At 70.9% G+C, this 21,260-nt stretch carries 21 protein-coding genes and 1 pseudogene; 12 read left to right on the top strand and 10 right to left on the bottom strand.

The annotated features are described in order from the left end of the window. The first annotated feature begins 50 nt into the window (after window positions 1-50). Window positions 51-668 (top strand): PadR family transcriptional regulator, encoded by a 618-nt coding sequence (locus BSL84_RS05435; RefSeq protein ID WP_075969929.1) that lies wholly within the window; start codon window positions 51-53, stop codon window positions 666-668. Window positions 669-756: 88 nt separating this feature from the next. Here BSL84_RS05435 and BSL84_RS05430 read toward each other — a convergent pair whose 3' ends face one another. Continuing rightward, window positions 757-1,185, bottom strand: a complete 429-nt coding sequence (locus BSL84_RS05430; RefSeq protein WP_030032524.1) for an SRPBCC family protein — start codon at window positions 1,183-1,185, stop codon at window positions 757-759. A gap of 180 nt (window positions 1,186-1,365) precedes the next feature. On the opposite strand from BSL84_RS05430, the gene BSL84_RS05425 reads away from it, so the two are divergent. Together BSL84_RS05425 and BSL84_RS05420 are read left to right on the top strand one after the other, a co-directional pair. Further along, window positions 1,366-2,331, top strand: coding sequence for an EamA family transporter (locus BSL84_RS05425; protein ID WP_037664920.1), 966 nt, complete (start codon window positions 1,366-1,368; stop codon window positions 2,329-2,331). Between the two features lie 162 nt (window positions 2,332-2,493). Then, complete coding sequence (locus BSL84_RS05420; protein ID WP_078849073.1) at window positions 2,494-3,504, top strand: DMT family transporter; 1,011 nt, start codon at window positions 2,494-2,496, stop codon at window positions 3,502-3,504. Here BSL84_RS05420 and BSL84_RS05415 read toward each other — a convergent pair. Then, the gene (locus tag BSL84_RS05415) at window positions 3,486-4,184 is read right to left on the bottom strand and encodes a pyridoxamine 5'-phosphate oxidase family protein (protein ID WP_030033823.1); all 699 of its coding nucleotides are present in this window, start codon (window positions 4,182-4,184) and stop codon (window positions 3,486-3,488) included. The two genes, BSL84_RS05420 and BSL84_RS05415, sit on opposite strands and share 19 nt — an antisense overlap. A 37-nt stretch (window positions 4,185-4,221) precedes the next feature. On the opposite strand from BSL84_RS05415, the gene BSL84_RS05410 reads away from it, so the two are divergent. Next, entirely contained in the window at window positions 4,222-5,556 is a 1,335-nt protein-coding gene (locus BSL84_RS05410) for an aminotransferase class I/II-fold pyridoxal phosphate-dependent enzyme (protein ID WP_075971989.1), read from the top strand. 73 nt (window positions 5,557-5,629) lie between these two features. Here the strand turns inward: BSL84_RS05410 and BSL84_RS05405 are convergent, their stop codons facing one another. Continuing rightward, entirely contained in the window at window positions 5,630-6,628 is a 999-nt protein-coding gene (locus BSL84_RS05405) for a DMT family transporter (RefSeq protein ID WP_199838703.1), read from the bottom strand. Window positions 6,629-6,702: 74 nt separating this feature from the next. Here BSL84_RS05405 and BSL84_RS05400 point away from each other — a divergent pair, with 74 nt between their 5' ends. Continuing rightward, window positions 6,703-7,620 carry a LysR family transcriptional regulator gene (locus BSL84_RS05400; RefSeq protein WP_045322761.1) on the top strand — a complete coding sequence of 306 codons (918 nt, stop codon included), beginning with the start codon at window positions 6,703-6,705 and terminating at the stop codon, window positions 7,618-7,620. Between the two features lie 8 nt (window positions 7,621-7,628). Here BSL84_RS05400 and BSL84_RS05395 read toward each other — a convergent pair whose 3' ends face one another. Beyond that, a complete protein-coding gene (locus BSL84_RS05395) occupies window positions 7,629-8,087 on the bottom strand; it encodes a pyridoxamine 5'-phosphate oxidase family protein (protein WP_045322762.1) in 459 nt (152 codons plus the stop codon). 76 nt (window positions 8,088-8,163) lie between these two features. Here BSL84_RS05395 and BSL84_RS05390 point away from each other — a divergent pair, with 76 nt between their 5' ends. Continuing rightward, window positions 8,164-8,778, top strand: a complete 615-nt coding sequence (locus BSL84_RS05390; protein WP_045322763.1) for a cysteine hydrolase — start codon at window positions 8,164-8,166, stop codon at window positions 8,776-8,778. Window positions 8,779-9,086: 308 nt separating this feature from the next. Then, the gene (locus tag BSL84_RS05385; protein ID WP_234363414.1) at window positions 9,087-9,515 is read left to right on the top strand and encodes a subtilase-type protease inhibitor; all 429 of its coding nucleotides are present in this window, start codon (window positions 9,087-9,089) and stop codon (window positions 9,513-9,515) included. Window positions 9,516-9,610: 95 nt separating this feature from the next. Here BSL84_RS05385 and BSL84_RS05380 read toward each other — a convergent pair whose 3' ends face one another. Together BSL84_RS05380 and BSL84_RS05375 are read right to left on the bottom strand one after the other, a co-directional pair. Beyond that, window positions 9,611-11,041 carry a DUF2252 domain-containing protein gene (locus tag BSL84_RS05380; protein ID WP_075969927.1) on the bottom strand — a complete coding sequence of 477 codons (1,431 nt, stop codon included), beginning with the start codon at window positions 11,039-11,041 and terminating at the stop codon, window positions 9,611-9,613. A 70-nt stretch (window positions 11,042-11,111) separates the two neighbouring features. Further along, window positions 11,112-11,450: a carboxymuconolactone decarboxylase family protein gene (locus BSL84_RS05375; RefSeq protein WP_030036809.1), complete on the bottom strand. Its 339-nt coding sequence runs from the start codon at window positions 11,448-11,450 to the stop codon at window positions 11,112-11,114. A 298-nt stretch (window positions 11,451-11,748) separates the two neighbouring features. Here BSL84_RS05375 and BSL84_RS05370 point away from each other — a divergent pair, with 298 nt between their 5' ends. From BSL84_RS05370 to BSL84_RS36880, 3 genes and pseudogenes are all read left to right on the top strand, one after another. Continuing rightward, the gene (locus BSL84_RS05370; protein ID WP_030036811.1) at window positions 11,749-13,383 is read left to right on the top strand and encodes an MFS transporter; all 1,635 of its coding nucleotides are present in this window, start codon (window positions 11,749-11,751) and stop codon (window positions 13,381-13,383) included. An 86-nt stretch (window positions 13,384-13,469) separates the two neighbouring features. Then, window positions 13,470-13,595, top strand: a complete 126-nt coding sequence (locus BSL84_RS37420) for a hypothetical protein (protein ID WP_267894069.1) — start codon at window positions 13,470-13,472, stop codon at window positions 13,593-13,595. A gap of 275 nt (window positions 13,596-13,870) precedes the next feature. Next, window positions 13,871-14,047 (top strand): annotated as a pseudogene (locus BSL84_RS36880) (IS30 family transposase); the annotation flags it as partial. Window positions 14,048-14,686: 639 nt separating this feature from the next. Here BSL84_RS36880 and BSL84_RS05360 read toward each other — a convergent pair. The 4 genes from BSL84_RS05360 to BSL84_RS05345 all read right to left on the bottom strand — a co-directional run bounded on the left by BSL84_RS05360 (window position 14,687) and on the right by BSL84_RS05345 (window position 19,278). Then, window positions 14,687-15,436 (bottom strand): hypothetical protein, encoded by a 750-nt coding sequence (locus BSL84_RS05360; protein WP_234363413.1) that lies wholly within the window; start codon window positions 15,434-15,436, stop codon window positions 14,687-14,689. 646 nt (window positions 15,437-16,082) lie between these two features. Next, window positions 16,083-16,418: a hypothetical protein gene (locus BSL84_RS05355; RefSeq protein ID WP_075969926.1), complete on the bottom strand. Its 336-nt coding sequence runs from the start codon at window positions 16,416-16,418 to the stop codon at window positions 16,083-16,085. A 154-nt stretch (window positions 16,419-16,572) separates the two neighbouring features. Continuing rightward, window positions 16,573-17,820, bottom strand: a complete 1,248-nt coding sequence (locus BSL84_RS05350) for a helix-turn-helix domain-containing protein (RefSeq protein WP_075971987.1) — start codon at window positions 17,818-17,820, stop codon at window positions 16,573-16,575. 585 nt (window positions 17,821-18,405) lie between these two features. Next, window positions 18,406-19,278, bottom strand: a complete 873-nt coding sequence (locus BSL84_RS05345) for a winged helix-turn-helix domain-containing protein (RefSeq protein WP_075969925.1) — start codon at window positions 19,276-19,278, stop codon at window positions 18,406-18,408. Window positions 19,279-19,455: 177 nt separating this feature from the next. Between BSL84_RS05345 and BSL84_RS05340 the strand changes: the two genes are divergently transcribed. Beyond that, window positions 19,456-19,809, top strand: a complete 354-nt coding sequence (locus BSL84_RS05340) for a hypothetical protein (protein ID WP_079273134.1) — start codon at window positions 19,456-19,458, stop codon at window positions 19,807-19,809. After that, on the top strand, window positions 19,806-21,233 hold the full coding sequence (locus BSL84_RS05335; RefSeq protein ID WP_234363412.1) for an FtsK/SpoIIIE domain-containing protein: 1,428 nt from the start codon (window positions 19,806-19,808) through the stop codon (window positions 21,231-21,233). Before BSL84_RS05340 ends, BSL84_RS05335 begins: the two co-directional genes overlap by 4 nt. Window positions 21,234-21,260 lie beyond the last annotated feature (27 nt).

The following is a 21,260-nucleotide window of genomic DNA, read 5'->3' as shown; positions in this document are numbered from 1 at the left end:
GTGTCGGAGAACCGATGAAACGGACACGAAGTGGCGAAAGGAGCGCGGACATGCGTTCACACGGACAGCACGGACGGCATGGACACGAGCACGGACGGGGCCACGGCCACTGCGGCCCAGACCGTCGGGAGGGGTTTCAGGGAATCCGCGCCGCCTTCGGCCCGTTCGGGCCGCCCTTCGGTGCGGGGCCCTTCGGCGGCCGCGGCGGCCGCGGGGGACCGCGGGGGCGGGCCCGGCGGGGTGACGTACGCGCCTCGATACTGGCGCTGCTCGCCGACCGGCCGATGCACGGCTACGAGATGATCCAGGAGATCGGCGAGCGCAGCGGCGGGGCCTGGAAGCCCAGCCCGGGGTCCGTCTACCCGACCCTGAGCCTGCTGGAGGACGAGGGGCTCATCAGCAGTGAGAGCGAGGGCGGCAAGAAGCTCTTCACGCTCACCGAGGCCGGCCGTGCCGAGGCGGAGGCCGGGCCGGACGCCCCCTGGGCCGACGCCGGGAGGGGCTTCGACTTCGAGGCGGTGCACGAGGCGCGGCAGGCCGGCGCCGGCCTGATGGAGGCCTTCGGGCAGGTCTACAGGACCGGCTCGCCCGAGCAGCGCGAGAAGGCGCTCGCCGTGCTCAACGACGCCCGCAAGAAGCTCTACCTGATCCTGGCCGACGAGCACTGACCCCGGGCGCCCGACGGATGCGGCACGCCCGGCGGCTCCTCGGCCGCCGGGCGCGCCGCTCCGCACGTACGGGCGGCCGCGGGCGGGGTCAGGCGACCAGGCCGGCGAGCTTGCGCAGCGACTCGTTCAGCGCGGCGGTGGCCGAGTCCTTCAGCTTGCCCGCCATCAGGGAGACGGCCGCCCCGGTGAACTCGCCGTCGATGCGGACGGTGGTGGCCCCGCCGTCCGGCGTCAGCGTGTAGCGGGTCAGGACGGCGACGCCCATCGGCCCCTTGCCGGTGATCGCGAAGAGCCGTTCGTCCTCCAGCTCGGAGACGGTCCAGACGACCTCGGCCGGGAAGCCCATCATCTTCATGTTCTCGGCGAAGGTCGATCCGACGGCCAGGGTCCGGGGGCCGCCCTGCGGGAAGTTCGTGTGGGTCATGCTCCACTGCCCGTACGCGTCCCAGTCCGTCAGCTGGGACCAGAGCTTCGCGGCGGGCGCCTCGATGCGTGATTGCGCGGTGACTTCAGCCATGCGGCCACCCCTTCTCGTCGGATCGGTGCGCGGAAGGTAGCCCCGGCGGTCGAAACATTCAATACTGACGACCTGTCAGATCGGGCGGCTCCGGGCCCCGCCCGCGGGACGCGATCTCAGGTGTGTCTCAACAGGTGTCACCGCAGTGACGCTCCTGACCGTCCCTGTCATGATGGCCGGATGCAAGCGTCAGGGAAAAACGCCGGACTGGGCCTCGCCCTCGTCTCGGCGTTCGCGTTCGGTGGTTCCGGAGTGGCTGCGAAGCCGCTGATCGAGGCGGGTCTGGACCCCCTCCACATGGTCTGGCTCAGAGTGGCCGGCGCGGCACTCGTGCTGTCCCCGCTGGCCTGGCGCCACCGTGACCTCCTGCTGCGCAGGCCCGCGCTGCTCGCCGGCTTCGGTCTGATCGCCGTCGCCGGCGTGCAGGCCTTCTACTTCGCCTCCCTGTCCCGGATCCCGGTCGGCGTGGCCCTGCTGCTGGAGTACCTGGGCCCGGCGCTGCTGCTCGGATACATCCGCTTCGTGCAGCGCAAGCCCGTCACGCGGGGGGCCGCCGCGGGCGCGGGCGTGGCCGTGGTCGGACTGGCCTGCGTCGTGGAGATCTGGGCCGGGCTGAGCCTGGACCCCCTCGGAGTGCTCTTCGGTCTCGCCGCGGCCTGCTGCCAGGCCTGCTACTTCGTCTTCGCCGACCAGGGCGCCGACGGCGAGGACGCTCCCGACCCGCTCGGGGTGATCGCCTACGGAATGCTCATCGGCGCCCTGGTGATGACGGTGATCGCCCGGCCGTGGGAGATGGACTGGCAGGTGCTGGCCGGAGAGGCCTCCGTGGGCGGCACCATGGTGGCCGCGCCGGTGCTGCTCGGATGGGTCGTGCTCGTCGCGACCGTCTTCGCGTACGTGACCGGCGTGGTCTCGGTGCGCAGGCTCTCTCCCCAGATCGCGGGCGTGGTGGCCTTCCTGGAGGCCGTCGTGGCCACCGTGCTGGCCTGGATCCTGCTCGGCGAGCACCTCTCGACCTGGCAGATCGCCGGCGGTGCCCTGGTGCTGGGCGGTGCGTTCATCGCGCAGTCCTCGCGGCAGGCCCGGCAGACCCCGCAGCCCGCGGCCGAACCGGTCCCGGTGGACCGTGAGCCCACAAGGGCCTAGTGTGGCGGGCATGCATTCGACCGTGCTTCCGCCTCCCGCGTCCTAGCGGGCGGCGCCCCCACGACGACGGCCAGGCCCGGGGAGCCCCCGGGCGGGCCGGTGCTGCCCGCGAAGCGATGACCCGATCCACTCATCCTTCACGCACGCACACGGAGAACACACGTGTCGAACCATTCGCCCGCCGCCGGGCGCAGCCTGCTGTACCTCGTCATCGCCGGAGCCGCCTGGGGCACCGCCGGGGCGGCCGCCTCCCTCCTCTTCCTGGCCAGTGACCTCGGCCCGCTCGCCCTGTCGTTCTGGCGGTGCGCGGGCGGGCTCGTGGTGCTGCTCGGGGTGCTCGCCCTGCGGCGCGGCCGTCCCGGGCGGGGGAGGGCGCGGGCCTCCGCGGTCTCGCAGTCCGCGGGCTCCCTCATCGTGACCGGGCTGCTCTTCACCGTCTTCCAGGCCGCCTACTTCGCCGCCGTGCGCGAGACCGGCCTGGCCGTGGGCACCGTGGTCACCCTCGGCGCCGGGCCCGTGCTCATCGCGCTCGGAGCGCGCTCCTGGATGGGCGAACGCCTCGGCCGCGGCGGTGCGGTGGCCGTCGCCGGCGCCCTCGCGGGCCTCGCCGTCCTGGTGCTGGGCAGCGGCGGCGCCGAGGTGCGCCCGGTCGGCGTCGGCTGGGCGCTGCTGTCCGCGGCCGGGTACGCGGGGATGACCCTGCGCGCCCGCCTGCTCGGGCGGCGCGGGGCCGGCGGGGACCCTCTGGTGACCACCGCCTGGTCCGTCGCCGTCGGCGCGGTGTGCCTGCTGCCGCTCGCCGCCGCGGAGGGCCTGCTGCCGCACACCGCCGAACCGGGGCGGGTGCTCTGGCTGCTGCTGTACGTCGCCACCGTGCCGACGGCGCTGGCGTACGCGCTCTACTTCACGGGCGCCGCGGCGGTGCGCGCCGCGACCGTGTCCGTGATCATGCTGATCGAGCCGGTGAGCGCGGCGGCCATCGCCGTCCTCGTACTCGGGGAGCGGCTGACCGGCGCCGTGGTGCTGGGCACCGTACTGCTGCTGGCGGCGGTCGGAGCGCTGATCGCGGCGGAGTCCCGCCGTCCGGGAGGCCGGGCCGCGCGGCCGGCCCGGCCCGCCGGAGCCGCCGGACCCGACGCCGGGCGGCCCGCTCGTCAGAGTGCGGTGAGGTAGTCCGGGACGGCGATGCCGGGGTCCAGGTCCGCGGACGGCACGGGGGTCCCGTACACCCTGCCGACCGGTACCACGCCCGCCCAGTAGGGCAGGCCCAGGTCCTCGGCGTCGTCGTTCGACGGTCCGGTGCGGAGCTTGGCGGACACCTCGTCCAGGTCCACCCGGATCACGGCGGTGGCGGCGAGCTCCTTGGCGTTGGCCGGCCGTACGTCGCCGGAGCGGCCCGGGGCGACGGCTTCGATCATGGCGTCCAGCGCGGTGCGGCACTCGTCCTGGTCGGTCACCTGGCGGGCGGTGCCGTGCACGACCACCGAGCGGTAGTTGAGCGAGTGGTGGAAGGCCGAGCGGGCCAGCACCAGGCCGTCGACGTGGGTGACGGTGACGCAGACGGGCAGGCCCGGGTCGGTGCGGCCCGCCGCGAGCAGCGGGCGGGATCCGGTGGAACCGTGCATGTAGAGCGATTCCCCTACACGGGCGAACAGTGTCGGCAGGACCACCGGTGCGCCGTCGCGGACGAAGCCGAGGTGGCAGATGTAGGCCTCGTCGAGTATCGAGTGCACCGTTTCGCGGTCGTAGCGCGCCCGGTCGCGGGAGCGGGAGGGGACCGTGCGGTCGGTGGGCTCGTACGCACCGGTCGTCCCGGTGTTCTCCGTCGTCTCCGTGGCAGGCGTGGCGGTCATGGTGCGGACTCCATTGCACTAGTGCATAATGTTCTTTGTGCTAGGAGAGTATCGGATCGTAGGGCGCCGCACATCCGAAATCGCGGCCAGCGTCGAAGCGGGAGTGGCGTCGGGGGAGCTCCCCCCGGGGTCGCTGCTGCCGCCGATGCGGGAGCTGGCCGGAGTGCTGGGCGTCAATCCCAACACCGTGGCGGCCGCCTACCGGACACTGCGGGAGCGCGGCGTCATCGAGACGGACGGGCGGCGCGGGAGCCGGGTGCGCTCCCGCCCGTCGAGCACCCCGCGGGAGGCGCTGCGGATGGCGGTGCCGGCGGGCGTACGCGACATCGCGCAGGGGAATCCGGACGTGGCGCTCCTCCCCCCGCTGGACGGGGCCCTCGCGGCCGCCGCCCGCCGTCACGAGCAGGCACCCACCCTCTACGGGGCCGACCCCGTCGCGCCCGATCTGGCGCGGCTCGCCCGGGCCGGCTTCGACGCCGACGGGGTGCCGCCCGGGCCGGTCGCGGTGACCTCGGGCGCGCTGGACGCGATCGAACGGGTCCTGACCGCCCACCTGAGGCCCGGGGACGCGGTGGCGGTCGAGGACCCGGGCTGGGGCGGCGCACTCGATCTCGTTCCCGCACTCGGGCTGCGGATCCAGCCGGTGGCGGTGGACGACGACGGGCCCCGGCCCGACGCGGTGGCCCGGGCCCTCGCGGCCGGGGCCCGGGCGCTGGTGGTCACCTCCCGGGCGCAGAACCCGACCGGCGCCGCCGTGAGCGCGGAGCGGGCGGCCGAGCTGCGTGAACTGCTCGCGCGGCACCCGGGCGTGCTGCTGGTCGAGGACGACCACGGGAACGGGATCGTCGACCTGCCGCTGCACCCGCTGGGCGGGGTGGGCCGGCACTGGGTGCTGATCCGGTCCACGGCCAAGGCGTACGGGCCGGACCTGCGGCTCGCCGTGCTGACGGGCGACGAGGTGACCCTGGACCGGGTGCGGGGACGCCAGCGGCTGGGCCCGGGGTGGGTGAGCCGGCTGCTCCAGTACGCGGTGGCGGAGCTGTGGAGCTCGCACGCCGTGGACCGGGTCGCCGTCGCCCGGGCCTACGCGCAGCGGCGGGACGCGCTGGTCGAGGCCCTGCGGGAGCGGGGGGTGCGGGCGCACGGGAGGAGCGGGCTGAACGTGTGGGTGCCGGTGGCAGACGAGACGGTGGTGGTCACGAGGCTGCTCGCCGCGGGGTGGGGAGTGGCCGCCGGGGCCGTTTTCCGGGTCGAGACCGGGCCGGGGGTGCGGCTGACGGTGTCCCAGCTGGACGTGGCGGACGTGCCGGTGCTGGCCGACGCCGTGGCCGCGGCGGTCCGGCCGGGCGTGGCCGGCGGACGCGGCGACTGACCGCGCGTCCCGTACCCCACACGTTCTGCGGGGCCGGGGTGTGCGCCCGGCCCCGCCGGACGCCGTCAGGCCGTCAGGACGGCTTGCGGGCGGCGGCGCGGGTCTGGGTGAGGGCGGCGCCGAGCAGGACGACCGCCGCGCCGACCGGCGTGTTCCAGTGCAGCTGCTCGCCGAGGACCAGCACGCCTGCCGTGGTGGCGATGACGGGGATGAAGTAGGTGACCATCTGGGCCGTGGTCGGGCCGATCTCCGTCACCAGGCCGTACTGCATCTGCAGGGCCAGTCCGGTGCCGAGGGCGCCGAGCGCGACCACCGACAGGGTCGGCCAGAGCGGGAACGAGGCCGGGGCCGAGGTGAACACGGCGCTGACCAGCGCGAGCTGGAGGGTGGAGACCATGAGCTGCCCCCCGGTCAGGGACACCGGCGAGCCGGGGGTGCCGGCCAGCGTGCGGCGGACGTAGATCCAGCCCACGGGGTAGCAGAGCGAGGCCAGCAGCGCGAAGGCGGTGCCCCTGGCGTCGACGCCCGAGAAGCCGTTCCAGGCGCCGAGGACGGTCAGCACGCCGAGGAAGCCGAGCCCCAGACCGGCGAAGCGGCGGCGCGTGGGCCGGTCCTCGGAGAGGGCGACCAGCGACAGCGCCATGCCCCACAGGGGGGACGTGGCGTTGCAGATCCCCGCCAGGCTGGAGGGGATGCTCAGCTCCGCGTACGCGAAGAGGGAGAACGGCGCGGTGTTGAGCAGCAGCGCGGCCACCGTGAGGTGGCCCCAGGTGCGCAGGCCCCGGGGAAGCGGCTCGCGGCGGACCAGGAGTACGGCGAGAAGGGCGAGGGCGCCGAAGAGGACGCGGCCCAGGGCCACCTGGAAGGGAGCGAACGCCTCGGTGCCCACCTTGATCAGCAGGAAGCTGAAGCCCCAGATCACCGAGAGGATCGCGAACCGTATGCGCCAGTCCAGGAGGCCGCTGCGGCGGGCGGTCATGGCCGGAGCGGACGCGGCCGCCGCCGCGGTCAGGGTGGCGGACGCCGGGGAGGCGGTCGAGAGGGTCGGTCGAGGGGCTGCGGGTGCGCTCATGGCTCTTACTGTGCTCGTGTCAACTTCGTAGAACAAGCGAGAGTTTCTCGTCGTCACGGCGTAGCATTGCTTACATGTTGAACCTGGAGCGCCTGCGCACCCTCGACGCCCTCGCCCGCCACGGCTCGGTCAGCGGTGCCGCCGACGGGCTCCACGTCACGACCTCCGCCGTGTCCCAGCAGATGGCCAAGCTGGAGCGGGAGGTCGGCCAGCCGCTGCTCGCCAAGAACGGCCGCGGCGTGCGCCTCACCGACGCCGGACGGCTGCTCGCCGACCACGCGGCCCGGATCATCTCGCAGGTGGAGCAGGCCCAGGCGGACGTCGAGGCGCAGCGCGGTCACGCCGTCGGCGAGCTGCGCGTCGGCGCCTTCCCGACCGCCATGCGCGGGCTGCTGCCCCAGGCCCTGTCCGCGCTGCGCACCGGCCATCCGGACCTGCGGGTCCGGGTGCGCGAGCAGGAACCCGAGGACAGCATGGCGGCCGTCGTGCGCGGCGACCTCGACATGGCGCTCGCGATCGACTGGTACAACAAGCGGATGCCGGTGCCGGCGGAGCTCACCCGCACCCACCTGCTGGACGACTCCGTCGACATCGCGGTGCCCGCCGGACACCGGCTGGCGGACCGCGCCACGATCTCGCTCGCCGAGTTCGCGGACGACGAGTGGATCTCCTGGAACGAGGGCCAGTTCTGCTACGAGTGGCTGGTCTTCACGCTGCGCGGCACGGGCGTCGAGCCGCGCATCGCGCACATCGCCGAGGAGCACCACACCCAGCTCGCCTTCGTGGAGGCGGGGCTCGGGGTGTGCGTCGCGCCGAAGCTGGGACGCGGGCCGGTGCCGCCCGGAGTGCGGCTGCTGCCCGTCTGCGACGCCGTACGCCGCCACGTGTACGCCGTCTGGCGCGCGGACGCCGACCGCCGCCCCTCCATCCGGGCCGCGGCCGACGCCCTCCGGACGGCGGCCGCCGAGCTCCGGCAGCAGCAGGTGCATTGATCACGCCGTCAGATCTTGCGGAAGTCCCAGGAGACGACCGAGTCCGGGGTGAGGCGGATCCAGGCGTGCCGCCCGTCGTGCGGCATCTCCTCGATCCCGAAGTTCTTGACCGGGAAGATCCTCTCGGCCTCCGCCAGTTCGGGACAGGGTTCGCCCGTGCGCGGGGCCTCTCCCACGAACACCGCGCTGCCGGAGAGCTCCACGCCGCGCAGCTCGTCGTACGACTCGCCCGCGTCCACGACCACGGAGATCCGCGGGTCCTTGCGCAGGTCCGCCCAGCGGCGGCTGCGGGTGATCGAGTACAGCCACAGCGAGGTACCGTCCCAGGCGAACCACAGGGCCCCCACGTGGGGGCGCCCGTCCGGCGAGACCGTCGCCACCCGGCAGGTCCGCTGCTCCCGCAGGAACGCGTCCACTTCCGCCCCGCTCATCATGATGCGGCGCCCCCGCCGCTGAGCCCCGTCCATCGGCCGCACACCCCTTCACATCTGACTACGTGTCAGGAATCATGAGGGCTCTTCCGACGCCACGCCAGGGGGAGTCATGCCGGACCTCGATCCCGCCACCACCGCGCTGCTCACCGTCGAGTGCCAGAACGGTGTCGTGGGCGAGGAGTCGGCCCTGCCCGAACTCGCCAAGGAGGCACGGGACTCGGGCATGCTGGGGAGGGTGGCAGCGCTGGTCGAGGCCGCGCGCGGGGCGGGCGTACAGGTGCTGCACGCGGTCGCCGAGCGGCGGCCGGACGGGCTCGGCGCCAACAGCAACGCACGGCTGTTCCGGGCGGCCGGGAGGCTGCCCGTGCGGCAGTTGACCGGAAGCCGCGCGGTGGAGGTGGCCGCGCCCGTCACCGTGTCCGACCAGGACCTCGTCGTGCGCCGGCTGCACGGGCTCTCGCCCATGGCCGGCACCGACCTCGACGCACTCCTGCGCAACCTCGGGGTCCGGACCCTCGTCGTCACCGGGGTCTCCTCCAACATCGCGATCCCGAACACCGTCTTCGACGCCGTGAACTTCGGTTACCAGGTCGTGGTCCCGGCCGACGCCATCGCCGGAGTGCCCGCCTCCTGCACGGCCGAGGTGATCCGCAACTCGCTCGCGCTGGTGGCGGCCGTCACCACGACCGAGGCGCTGCTCGAAGCGTGGGCCGCCGGGAGCTGACCGGAGCGCACACATCCGGACAAGCTGGGTGGCCGGCCGGTGAACCCGGAACGCCCGGCGACGGTCCGGTGCGCGCAACACCGCACGTCACCGCGGCGCCCGTTCAGTGGTCGCTCAGGGTGACGAGATGGTTGCACCCTGTCTGACCAGCTCGAACGGCCATTCGGCTATCGATGGTCGAACCGGGTGTCCGTAAATCGGTCGTCGATGTGCAACCAACCTTCGGCTCAGCAAAAATTCGATGCAGCGGCACGCAATACCGAAAGTACGCGCCGCGTCAAACCATCGAATCGAAAGTGAGTATTCCCGTGCGTTTCCGTCGCCCCGCCGCAGTCTCCGCCGTCGCGCTCCTCTGCCTGGCCGGTGCCACCGGCATCGCCCAGGCTCGGCCCGACAGCCTCTACGCCCCCTCGGCCATGGTCCTCAGCGTCGCCCAGGGGGACGACACGGCCGCGGCCACCATCGTCCGCGCCACCACACTCAGCTGCGCGCCCGGCGCCCGCGGGACACACCCCGACCCCCAGGCCGCGTGCGCGGCCCTGAAGTCCAGCGCCGGCTCGTTCGACCGGCTGCTGTCCGAGCCGGACCCGGACCGGGCGTGCCCGATGCACTACGCGCCCGTCACCGTGTCCGCGGTCGGCGTGTGGGAGGGCCGCCGCGTGGCCTGGGACCACACGTTCGCCAACTCCTGCACCATGGCGGCGACCCTGAACGGCAACGCTGTCTTCGCGTTCTGACCGTCCGAACGCGGTTTTCGCGTTCCGACCGTCCGACGCCCCGGCGCCGGCCCGGGCGGCGCCGCGGGGGAGGGGGCGCCGCCCGGACCGCGCGGTCAGGCAGCCGGGAGTTCGCGTGCGGGCAGGCGGCCGGCCCGCACCGCGTCGACGAGAGCCTGGTGGTCGCGCTCGTTCTGGTCCGCGTACGCCTCGGCGAACTCCGCGAGCGCCCGGTCGAAGACGACACCCCGGCCGAGGTACGCGGCGATCGCCACCCGGTCGCCGGACCGCGCGTGCGCACGGGCCAGGGTCATGCCGCAGGCGTTGCCGAACGTCTCCAGCTGGGCGGGCGACATCGTCTCCGGCATCGCGATGCCCTTCCAGTCGCGCAGTTGGCGGATGTAGAAGTCCCGCTTCCTGCCGTCGATGCCGTCCACCCTCTCCCAGCCGAGGAAGATGTCGCTCGCCGCCTGCATCAACCGCTGTCCCGACACCACCCGTTCACCCTGGTTGGAGTACAGGCTGGCGCCGACGTGGTCGGCGAGCACCGAGGTGTCGGCCTCCTTGGCCTGGAGGAAGAGCGGATCGCGGTCGTCCCTGCCGAGCAGCAGGAGGATCCAGCAGCGGGTGCCGACGCTGCCGACACCGACCACCTTGCGGGCGACGTCCACCAGGCGGTAGTCCTCCAGCAGCGCCCGCCGGTTGCTCTCCAGCGTGCGCCCGTAGTGGCCCACCAGTGAGCTCAGCCGCTCCACGAGTTCCTCGCGCTCGTCGTCCGGCAGCAGGTCGGCGAGCGGCACCAGCAGCGGGGGGTCCGCCGCGATCCGCGGGCCTCCGTCCACCACCTCGGTGAGCTTGTCGAAGACCTGCAGGCTGTCGCGGGTCCTGGCCTTCGCCATCGCGGCGGCCAGCTTCCTGCGGGCGCGCCTGTCGAGCTGTTCGGCGACGAGGGCCTCCAGGCCCTCCGCGTCGGTCTTCGCGTACCAGACGTCGAGATTGCCCATCCCGGCGAATCGGATCATCGCCTCGCGGTACGAGCGCACCGCGGAGTTCACGATGCGGGCGCGCTCGGCTTCGTCGAAGCCGTTCGCCCGGGCGGCGATGACCAGGCTCGCGGACAGCCGTTTGACGTCCCACTCCCAGGGGCCGGGCAGCGTCTCGTCGAAGTCGTTGATGTCGAACATCAGCCGCCGCTCCGGCGAGGCCAGCAGGCGGAAGTTCAACAGGTGCGCGTCACCGCACAGCTGTACCGCGATCCCCGAGTCCGGGCTGCCGGCCAGGTCGGACGCCATGATCGCGGCGGCTCCCCGGTAGAAGCGGAACGGGGATTCCGTCATCCGCGCGTAGCGGATCGGGACCAGCTCGGGCACCCGTGTCGCGGACTGCGCCTCCAGGATCGCCAGAGGATCCGGCCGGCCGGGAGGGGGCTGGTACACGGAGTGCCCCGACCGGGGGCAGCGGCTCCGGGCTCCCCTGCCGATGGCCGCGCGCTCCTCGGGCGTGGCCTCGGGCACCGCGCGCATCGCGGTGATCGCACTCCGGGACATCGAGGCCTCCTGACCGACTGCCCCACTGCTGCCTGTCCGCCCCCGGGGCCCGGTGGGCGGCCGTACCGCCTCAGCCCATGGTGTCCATCCCGGCCTGGGCCTCGGCCTCGGCGACGGCGATGGCCACGCCGAGCGCCTTGGTGATGTTGCCCGCGGCCGTCATCACGCGGGCCGTGCCGACGATGGGGGCGATGGCCACCAGCACGTCCTGCAACTGCTCCGCCGTCAGTCCGGCCCGGACGGCGGGGTCGATGTGCGCGGCGTAGGAGATCGGCGGAGCGTCGGAGGCCACGAGGGCCGCGAGCCGGATCAGGAGCAGCATGTCCGCGTCCATCCCGCAGCGTTCGAGCGAATCGCCCGTCATGGCGGCGAGAGTGTCCAGGACCGGGGTCTCAGATGTAGTGGACATGTCGCATGCCCTCCTCGGGTGTTGTCGCCCCCTGTCGCGCGGGGGCCTGAGCCGAGGGAGCGGCCGCCCCGAGTCCCGGCACGCCGCCTCGACCTCAACTCTAGGTCTGACCACCGCCGGGCGCGCGAGGGCGCGCACCGCTCACCGTACGGCGCGGGCGCGGTACGCAGGAGAACCGGCGAGGCCTGCGCCGCCCAGCCCGGACGCAGCCCCGTCCCACCCGCTCCGACTGTCCGTCCGGCTGACTTACGGGCGGGTCGTCCCGGCCCGCCCACCAGACGGCTGGAACCATGCACCCATGGCATCCAGGGCAGGGACGGCGACCGCTAACCCGGCGAAGGCGCGGCTCGTCCTGCTGACCCTCGCGGCGGGCCAGTTCCTGATGGCGCTCGACAGCTCCGTCATGAACGTCTCGATCGCGACGGTCGCCGACGACATCGGCACGACCGTCACCGGGATCCAGGGCGCGATCACGGCCTACACCCTCGTGATGGCCATGCTCATGATCCCCGGCGGCAAGGTCGGGGTGCTGATCGGCCGCAAACGCGCCTTCCTCATCGGCTGCGTCATCTACGGCTGCGGCTCCCTCGTCACCTCGCTCGCACCCGACCTCACCGTGCTGCTGATCGGCTGGTCGTTCCTGGAGGGAGTCGGGGCGGCGCTCATCCTGCCCGCCATCGTCGCCCTGGTCGCCGGCAACTTCCCCGTGGAGCGCCGCCCGGCCGCCTACGGCCTCGTCGCGGCGGCCGGCGCCATCGCCATCGCGCTCGGACCCCTCATCGGCGGGATCGCCACGACGTACTTCTCCTGGCGGTGGGTCTTCGCCGGCGAGGTGGTGATGGTGGCCGGCATCCTCCTGCTCGCCCGCCCCATCGCGGACGCCGTCAGCGAGCAGCGGCCGCGCGTCGACGGCGTCGGCGTCGTGCTGTCGGCGCTCGGGCTCGGGATCTTCGTCTACGGCGTGCTCCGATCCGACGAGTGGGGCTGGTTCCGGCCGAAGCCGGGCGGACCCGCCTGGTTCGGGGTCTCCCTGACCGTCTGGCTGATGCTGCTCGGGATCTTCCTGGTCTGGCTCTTCCTCCGCTGGGAGCACCGTCTGGTGCGGCGGCGCCGCGAACCCCTCCTCGACCCGGACATGCTGCGCAACAGACAGCTCGCCGGCGGACTGTCGATGTTCTTCTTCCAGTACCTCGTGATGATGGGCGTCTTCTTCGTCGTCCCCCTCTACCTGTCGGTGGCCCTCGGACTGTCGGCCCTGGCCACCGGAGCCCGGCTGCTGCCGCTGTCGGTGACGCTGCTGGCCGCCGCCGTCCTGATCCCTCGGTTCCTTCCGGCGGTGTCGCCGCGCCGCGTGGTCCGACTCGGGACCCTGGCCCTGCTGGTGGGAGCGGTGGTCCTGATGGCGGCGCTCGACGCGGACGCCGGCGCGGAGGTCGTCACCGTACCCCTGCTGCTGATCGGGTTCGGGATGGGCGCGCTGGCGTCCCAGCTCGGAGCGGTCACGGTGTCGGCGGTGCCGCAGGCGCAGTCCGCGGAGGTCGGCGGCGTCCAGAACGCCGTCACCAACCTCGGCTCCTCCATCGGCACGGCACTCGCCGGATCGATCATGATCGCGGCGCTCACGTCCTCCTTCCTGACGAGCGTCCAGGCCAACCCGGCCGTCCCGGCCGGCGTCAAGAGCCAGGCGACCGTGCAGCTGTCGAGCGGTGCGCCCTTCCTGTCGGACGCCCAGCTGGAGAGCGCCCTCGCCGAAGCCGGAGTCAGCCCGGAGGTGGCCGGGGCCGCCCTGCGGGCGAACGCGGAGGCGAGGCTGGACGGGCTGCGGGCGGCCCTCTCCGTCCTGTCCTTCGCGGCGCTGATCGCGCTGTTCTTCACCCAGCGCATCCCGCTGGTCCAGCCCTCGTCGGCGGAGGCCGCCGCGCCCCCGCCGTGAGTACCGGCCCGGTCGGATCCGCCGGATTCTCGCGGGGCGCGGAAATCCTCTGATCGTGCCCGTAGCCCGCCCTATAGCCTGGGAAAATGCTCACAGAAGTGATCGCGACCCGCTATGTGACGCCGCTGCGTGAGGGCGGCTCGCTCCCGGGGATCGTCGAGGCCGACGACCTCGGCACCTACGTCATGAAACTGTCTACTCGACGGTGCTGACCTGCATAGATGCGGCTGCACCCACCCCTGACCTGCGCGGACATGTCTTTCAGCGTCTTTCTGAATCGTGCTGCGCTACGCGGTCGATTCTCCCCACGCGCTCCCCAGGACCGTCGATACTCCCCAGATTCTCCCCCAGAAAGTGACGTTGCGGAGGGCCTGTTGGCACGTGACGTCATGCCACCGTAGGTGCTGCCAACGACACGTAGAGCGACTGTCCGCGAGGGCAGGGAGAAGCCCGGCGCCGAGCGGAAGCGGCCGCTACGGCGGCGGCCTGGCAGTGCGGCACGAACGAGAACACCAACAGGCTGCTCCGCCAGTACCTCTCGAAGAAAGCTGATCTCCGCACCTTCAGCCAGGAGGACCTGAACACCATCGCCAACGAGCTGAACACCCGCTCCCGCATGATCCACGGCACTGCACCCCGGCAGAGATGTATGCCGAGCTCCTGAACAGCGGTGATGCCTTGACCGCTTGAGCCCGCCCTCATGGCACGTGTGGGCGTCAGAGGCGGTCAGAGTATGGACCGTGGCGCCGGTGCTGGTTCAACGCTTGACCGCTGCGATCTGACGTACGCGCTGGGGCGCAGCCACTGGCCCGGCTCAGGTCGGACGCGTCGACCCGCCTGCGAATGAACGGAACTCAGGAGGGGCGGCCGTCCGTGGCCGTGATCTCGGATGTGGCCGAGCCGGCATGTCCGTCCGTGTCGACCGTGAGCTTGACCAGGGCTTGAGGCTCTCGCCCTTGATCTCGGCCATGACCGTCCCGACCTGGGTCTCGTCCGTCTGCTCGTCGGTCGCGACGACCTTGTCGACGGCCTGGGCCTGCGCACTGTGGGACCATCGCGACATAACCCCCGGCTTCTACGTCCAGGACGGCCTGGCCGAGGGCGACAAGATCCCGGGCGGTCTCCTACGCGACGTTCTGGTCCAACTGCGAAGAGATCATCAACCCGGACGGCAGCGTCCCGCTCGCGGGCGCGACGAACGTCCTGGCGGGGTGCCTGGAACACAACGACTTCCTCGGCGACAACGCGGTGTCCCAAGGGTACGGACTTCGTGGGCTGAGTTGGCCGAGTCCGGGCACGCCCACTAAAACGGCGGCTCGTCAACTGATCCCCGTTTGCCGTGCGAATTGTGATCCTTCCCGCGGCCGTGGGAGGGGAGTGGATCGCTAAGGGGTTCCATCAACATGCGCCCTTGCTCCCAAGACGCCAACACCTCGGAGGCCAACCTTCTATGCCGTTCGCTGGAGCTTTGCGCTAGAACGTTCGTCAGCAAAGAAGTCAACCTCCTGCGGTGCATCGCCAATGCCGGGGAATCCAAAAATCGAACGGCCGCGACAAGAGCCGCCTCAACCACCCTCGGATCAGAGTCATCAAAGTAGGAGGCGACGCCCGGAAAAGCTTCCGGGTAGATACTCCTGATGTTCAAGAAATCGGGAAATGGCTCGGTCGGTGAATATACCCCCCACTCTCGAATGCGCTGCTCCTGCTCAATGCTGACATCGAAGGCCACGTCAGCCAGCCATGAAAGGAGCTTGCCTCGGAGTGGGAATTTTTCCCCATCCCATGAAGGAGTGAGTGCGGCTCGACTTTCGCGGTCGCCCAAAAGTGCGGCCACATATCTGAAAGCCGGCGCGGTCGCAGAGTAGACGACTCCGTCGTTGAGGAGCGCGTCATACAGGTGGTTGAGTGAACTCGTTACTTTGGAAAAGTCACCAGACGTCAAGTCGTGCAGCTTGGTCGGCGTAACCGGGAAGGCCGAGCCGTCGGCATTCTCGAGCTCAGCCCAGTCGGTGAGATCGATGATCGTGCATGGATTCAACTTATCGCCGTTCATTCTAAAAGGTCAGCATAGTGGCCTGTAGGAAAGCGGCCAAGGCGCGGCAACTGGGCCGCGCCTTGGCGAATGCATCAGAAGGGTACCTCACTGAAAACTTGCCCGCGCTGAGATCGAACCGCTAGCGATGAGCTCCCAGGCAACATTCCTGCCACGTTTGGCGCGCAGAAACCGCATGGCCCGCCAGGCTTTGAAACCATCAGTCGGGCAGTCAAACCCCCGGATCCCGACTGTTTGGCCAGAATCCTCATGATAGTGGCCGCCTGAACCTCGACATGCGAGCCAAAGAACTTACCGCCGCCAGGGCTCGCCGCAGCAGGAATCTCGCCCATGTTCGCTCTGATCAACGGATGGAGCCGATCGGAAGCCAGGTCAAACTCTCCGTGCCCCTGAACCCAGAGGTACCCGCCGGTAGCAACGTCCGGCCTGCTGGAATATGCAGCATTCTCCGATGCTCTGGCGTGCGCCCGTTCATCCGCAGTGGAGCAGTTGTGAACGAGTGCTGAGGTCCCGCCTGCCACCACATAGTACGTGTGCTGGCAGCCCCTCCTCTAGCTGCTTTTATGCAGGTGGGGAGGGGTTTCCGCGTCCGCCGGAGTCCGTGATCGTGCGCCTGGATCCGTGGTTGTTGCCGTCGCTACTGCCGTCAGAAGTTGGGATTCTCGGTCGGGTCGGGGATGCGGTCGCCGCGCGATTCGGCGACCCGGAGCGCGTCGGTCAGGGCTTCGGTCAGCCGGCAGGCGAGCCACCGATACTCGGTGGCCGAGAGCACCTTGGCTTCGGGAGCCACGACTCCGCGGGCGTAGCCCAGGAGTTCCTCACCCATGTCGAGCTGCACCTCTTCGATGCTGTCGGCGAGTGAGGAGAGGTAGCCCCTGCCGTCGGTGCTGAGGTAGCAGGGGTTCCCGTCCTGAGTGGTCCATGGCAGTAAGCGAGGACCGGTCACGCCTGCTGCCGCGTCGTGGAGATCTCTGCGGCGCATGCGGTCCGCGTCGGTCCTGGATGTGCTCACCGTGCACCCCCACCTGGGTCGCCGAATGGAATACGGCGACCGTAGGGGCCCACTGTCCGTCACTCCATCTATGAGGCATGCCAGTTGGCGACGGAGGTGCCGGAAGTATTGCGTTGCGTGGCACCTATCCGACGACGGCCAGGTAGGAGGCCATGTCGCGCATCTCGGCGGTGAGGGTGCGCTTGCGCTTCTTGAGGATCTCCTGCATGGTCTCGGCGGCCATCCGCTGATGCCTCAGCCACTCCGGGGATGCACGGCGGACTCCGGTCAGCTCGTCCATCGCCGCGGACAGGTCGTTGGTCCGGGCGTGCGCGCGGGCCACGTCCAGGCGGTGGCGGTTCCAGTTTTCGCCGCTCGGCCGCCCGGCGCTCTTCCACGCCTTGGGTGACATGGCGTCCTCGCCGGATTTGCGAACGACCGCGCGAGCGTCCCCCACGATCATGTCGTCTTCCACGCCCTTCATGCCGACGGTGAGCGGCCCGAAGGTCGTCCAGTGCCGGAAGAACGAGCCGGTGTACTCCCGTCCCACGGCGGATGCCGCCGTGTTCGCGACGCGGTGGTAGTGGCGGGCTTCCTGGGGTCGGTTGTTGCGGCCTGCGGCAGCCGCGGCGCGAAGTGCCAGCCATCCCCATGCCGCGCATTCGTCCGGCGTCGCTCGGGACAGTCTCGGTTCGATCAGGTCGGCGGTCTGGGAGGCGAGCTGTTCGGCTTCGTCCAGCCGGCCCTGGCGCAGGAGCAGCCAGCACATTCCGATCACGCCGGATGCCCCGGTGAGTGTGTCCCCGGCCTGGCGTGCGTCGGTGATCGCGCCCGCCAGGGCGGTATAGGCGAGGTCGTACTGCCGTACCTGCGTCAGGTACCGCCCGGCCAGCTGCAATGCCTCCGCACGGGCGAGGAGCGCCTGACCGTGCTCCTCGCCGCTGTCGAAGTGCGCGACCGCGCTGTTCGCGTCCCGCAAGAGCGCGGGCAGTTGGGATGCGACGCTCTTGTAGCTGTCGGAGTGATAGAGCACCGCACCGTCGTGGACCGTACGGCGGAAGCGGCGCAGGTTCGGCTCCTCCTCGACGCTCTCTCCGTCGGAGTCTGCGAGTCCCACTGGTGGGGTGAGGGCCGCGCGAAGTTGGATCAGGTTGACGCGGTTCGGGTCCTCCGAACGGCCCACGGGCTCCGGAGCGTCCGGCGCCAAGAGCGTTGCTGTGGTTACGCTCAGCGCGCGGGCGAGGACGTGAAGGGTTTCCATGCGGACCGTGCCACCCTGCTCGACCTTACGCACCGTCCCCGGCGAGACGCCTGCGGCGTGGGCCAGTTCTTCCTGGCTCATCCCGGCCCGACGCCGGTACTTACGGACGTTGTCCGCCAGTTCCGTAGCCATGCTGACCACCTCCAGCGCCACGGTACGCCGGTCCGACGAGTCAGCCGAGGGCTATTTGGCAGATACCCGCCCGGAGCGGTGACCCACCACCGCGCTGGTGCCGAGCAGATGGCCCGCGCCATGCAGGGCCGAGGCGCCAGCGGAAGCGGGGCCTGAGCGGGAGGGGTCCCTCGTCGGTCGGGCAGCTTCGCCGTACCAGGGTTCTCCGGGGGCCGCCAAGGCTCACGCCGTGACGCTTGCGCTTGGCCTTGGCGGCCCCCGGGGGTTCCTGGTACGCCTCCGGTGACCGGCCGACGAGCGACCCCTCCCGCGACCCGACCACCCATCACCACGGCGGAGCCGCACCCGCATTCGGCCTCCTCCCCCTCGGAGAGAGGGCCGGGGCCTGGGGCAGAGCCCAGAACAACCCCCGCTGCTGGCTGTTGCGCGCCCGGACCAGCGGGGCCGCCGGCAAGCGGGGCGGAGACAGGAGCGGGCGGCGGCCCCGAGGGGCCGGAGTGCGCGCGGGCCGCGTCAGCGGGCCGCCTTGATCAAGTAAAGAAACTCTGAACAGCTCCCACTACTGCCAACTGGCCAAGCTGCCAGTCAGGGGCGCTGCTGCCGTCGCTTCTTCGATTCGGCCAGCGTGGCTTCCAGCTTCTCGCGTGGCGATGCGTCCGAGCCGGAGTCGTCGTCATGAAGGGGTGGGAGGAAAAGGCCGCGCCGGCTCGTCTCCCGTTTGATCTTCCGGCGCTCGTTGAAGACCCGCTGGTGTTCCTCACGGATGGTGACCCATCGTTGGTCGAGCTCTGCTTCGCGTGCCAGCAGCTCGTCATCGGTGAGGTCGGCGAAGTCTGCGGCGGCTGCGCGGGCCTCTCGCGCGATCTCCTCCCGCAGCAGGTAGTTCGTGATCGGCCCGGGATGCTTGCCCGGCTCCGGGGCCTGTCGCACGAAGACACCGCGGCCCTTGACCGAGTACACGAGCCCTTCCTGCTTGAGGCTCCGGTAGGCGTTCTGTGCGGTGGAGTTGGCGACTTGGAAGCGCTCTTGAATCTCACGGGCGGGCGGGAGCTGGGAGCCCGGAGGGTAGGTGCCTTCTGCGATGTCACGGCGCAGGTAGTCGGCCACCTGGACATAGGGCGGGCGGCCGTCATCGTTGCGGATGAGATCGACCGGCCAGTCCGGACCTGGCTCCTCGCCACCTTCGTCCGCTGCTGGGGTATCCGGGGCATCGCTCCCGCTGACCGTCGAGCTCACGAAGCTTCCCCGGCCTAGCTGGGAGTAGACCAGCCCTTCCTGCTTGAGGACCCGCAGGGCGTTCTGGACGGTGGAACTGGAGACGCCGAACCGTTCGCCGAGCACGTTCGCTGAGGGCAGGCGCTCACCCGAGGTGAACTCGCCGGTCAGGATCGCGTCCCGTAGGGCACCAGCCGCCTGGAGATATGGCGGTCGGGAGTCCTCGTCCAAGGGCAGGGTCATGACCCCACCGTATCGCCTGCCCGGTGGACCGCTACGGGCAGATACCTGGGCTTCCCGCCTGACTGCCCACCCACCTCATCGAAGTCACAACCTAATCGGGCTTGCAAGTTCAGCGATCATCTCCTTATGCTCATGGCGAGTCGATCAAGCGGCTCCATCGAACGAGGATGTGATGGCATGGCCATGACCCGAATCCGTGTCGCCCTGCTGCCGTCGGCGGTGTGCATCGCGGGCACCGAGCCGGTACTGAAGATCAAGGACCAGCAGACCGGAGAGGTCGCCACCGACCGCGAGACCGGCGAGTCGCTGTACACCGTGACCGTGATGCTCATGGAAGACGGCCGGGCCGAGGTCCTCAAGATCACGGTCCCGCAGTCGGGCCTGGCGGCCGGGCTCAAGCCGGGTGCGATGGTGCGGCCGGTGGACCTGTTCGCGACCCCGTGGGCGCGGATCTTCAACGGGCAGCTCTCCGACGGCGTCGCCTACCGCGCCGCCCGCCTTGAGCTGGTCGTGGTGGAGGCGGCCCTGTGACCGGCCTCGACCTGGGGAACCTGACCGACCACGCGCCGCAGGTGCTGCTGATCGCGGCAGTGCTCACGGGTGCGTGCCTGCTGCTGACCGTCGTGCGCTACGTGCTGGCTGACAAGGGCACGCGGGTCAGCATGCGGCAGGCCGTACGGGTGCGCTGGGGCTGGGTGCGGCTGGCGCGGATGGCCGGGCTGACGGTCACCGACAAGACGCCGGGCCTGCTGGCCCAGATCACCGCGTCTAAGGACGGTCCCGCCCCAGCGCCCCGGGTGCTGACGCCCCGGATCAAGGTCAAGCCCGACCGATTCGGCGTGATCGTACGGGCCAAGACCCTGCCGCAGGTCGGGCTGGAGGAGTACCAGAAGGCGGCGCGGTTCCTGGCGGACGCCTGGCGGTGCACGCGGGTCTCCGTCCTGCCGGACGGCCCGGGCCGGGTGGTGATCCGGGGCGTGCGCTCCGACCCCTTGACCACGCCGACTGAGCACCGGCCCACCTGCCGCCCGCTCACGGACCTGACTCGCTGGGAGTTGGGCGTGGACGAGTACGCCGCCCAGGTGTGCGTCTCCCTGGCCAACGTGCCCGGGGTGACCGTGGCCGGCACTCCCGGCTCGGGCAAGACCTCAGGGATCAACAAGTTCGTCTGCGACTTCGCGCCGTCGGCTGCCGTACAGATCGCAGGTGCGGACGGGAAGGTATCGAGGGCCTCGGAGGGCGACTACGCCGACCTGGTCAAGCGGATGTTCGCGTTCTGCGGTGACGACCTGGACGAAGCGAACGCGTTGTTCAAGCGCATGGTGGAGCTGCGCAAGCGGCGTTCTTCGACCATCCGTGACGTGCTGGGCGTGAAGAACATGTGGCACGTCGGCCCCTCACCGCAGTGGCCTCTCGTTGTCCTGATCATCGATGAGGCGCACACGTTCTTCCGCGAGTACAAGGGCAGCGATACCGAGACCAAGCGCCTGGCCGCGCTGACGGCGGAGAATGCCCGGCTGGTGGAGGACCTGGTCAAGAAGGGCCGCAGTGTCGGGATGCTGGTGATCCTGATCAGCCAGAAGACCACTGGTGACGCCCTTCCGACGTTCATCCGCGACGTGTGCCCGGTCGGGTTGTCGTTCGCGCAGAAGACGGTGGAAGCCGCGGTGGCCGCGCTGGGTGACGACATACGCAACTGGCCCGACGCCAGCCCGGTCACCTTGCAGGACCCCGCCTGCGTCGGCGTCGCCGTCATGGCGATGCAGGGTCGCCCCGGCTACACCCGCATCCGCACCCCGTACGTCTCCGACTACGACGCGGCCCGCGTCGCGGAAGCCACTTCCCACCTGACCGTTGACCCCGCCCTGTGCCTGGACGCTCTCCTCGACGCCATCGGCCGGACCGCCTCCGGCGACGACGAGTCGGACGGCCCCGTCCCTTTGTCCAAGCCCTGAGCGCCCCTGAAATCCCGCGTCTGAGAG

Source organism: Streptomyces sp. TN58 (genome assembly GCF_001941845.1).
GTDB lineage: Bacteria > Actinomycetota > Actinomycetes > Streptomycetales > Streptomycetaceae > Streptomyces.
Note: the sequence above shows the minus strand (reverse complement) of the source record. Positions and strands in the feature narration are given on the sequence as shown.

Coding starts and splice junctions, on each gene's coding strand:
- BSL84_RS05435 (WP_075969929.1), top strand. CDS start 51: ATGCGTTCACACGGACAGCACGGACGGCATGGACACGAGCACGGACGG.
- BSL84_RS05430 (WP_030032524.1), bottom strand. CDS start 1,185: ATGGCTGAAGTCACCGCGCAATCACGCATCGAGGCGCCCGCCGCGAAG.
- BSL84_RS05425 (WP_037664920.1), top strand. CDS start 1,366: ATGCAAGCGTCAGGGAAAAACGCCGGACTGGGCCTCGCCCTCGTCTCG.
- BSL84_RS05415 (WP_030033823.1), bottom strand. CDS start 4,184: ATGACCGCCACGCCTGCCACGGAGACGACGGAGAACACCGGGACGACC.
- BSL84_RS05405 (WP_199838703.1), bottom strand. CDS start 6,628: ATGAGCGCACCCGCAGCCCCTCGACCGACCCTCTCGACCGCCTCCCCG.
- BSL84_RS05400 (WP_045322761.1), top strand. CDS start 6,703: ATGTTGAACCTGGAGCGCCTGCGCACCCTCGACGCCCTCGCCCGCCAC.
- BSL84_RS05395 (WP_045322762.1), bottom strand. CDS start 8,087: ATGGACGGGGCTCAGCGGCGGGGGCGCCGCATCATGATGAGCGGGGCG.
- BSL84_RS05390 (WP_045322763.1), top strand. CDS start 8,164: ATGCCGGACCTCGATCCCGCCACCACCGCGCTGCTCACCGTCGAGTGC.
- BSL84_RS05380 (WP_075969927.1), bottom strand. CDS start 11,041: ATGTCCCGGAGTGCGATCACCGCGATGCGCGCGGTGCCCGAGGCCACG.
- BSL84_RS05375 (WP_030036809.1), bottom strand. CDS start 11,450: ATGTCCACTACATCTGAGACCCCGGTCCTGGACACTCTCGCCGCCATG.
- BSL84_RS05370 (WP_030036811.1), top strand. CDS start 11,749: ATGGCATCCAGGGCAGGGACGGCGACCGCTAACCCGGCGAAGGCGCGG.
- BSL84_RS37420 (WP_267894069.1), top strand. CDS start 13,470: ATGCTCACAGAAGTGATCGCGACCCGCTATGTGACGCCGCTGCGTGAG.
- BSL84_RS05360 (WP_234363413.1), bottom strand. CDS start 15,436: ATGAACGGCGATAAGTTGAATCCATGCACGATCATCGATCTCACCGAC.
- BSL84_RS05355 (WP_075969926.1), bottom strand. CDS start 16,418: ATGCGCCGCAGAGATCTCCACGACGCGGCAGCAGGCGTGACCGGTCCT.
- BSL84_RS05350 (WP_075971987.1), bottom strand. CDS start 17,820: ATGGCTACGGAACTGGCGGACAACGTCCGTAAGTACCGGCGTCGGGCC.
- BSL84_RS05345 (WP_075969925.1), bottom strand. CDS start 19,278: ATGACCCTGCCCTTGGACGAGGACTCCCGACCGCCATATCTCCAGGCG.
- BSL84_RS05340 (WP_079273134.1), top strand. CDS start 19,456: ATGGCCATGACCCGAATCCGTGTCGCCCTGCTGCCGTCGGCGGTGTGC.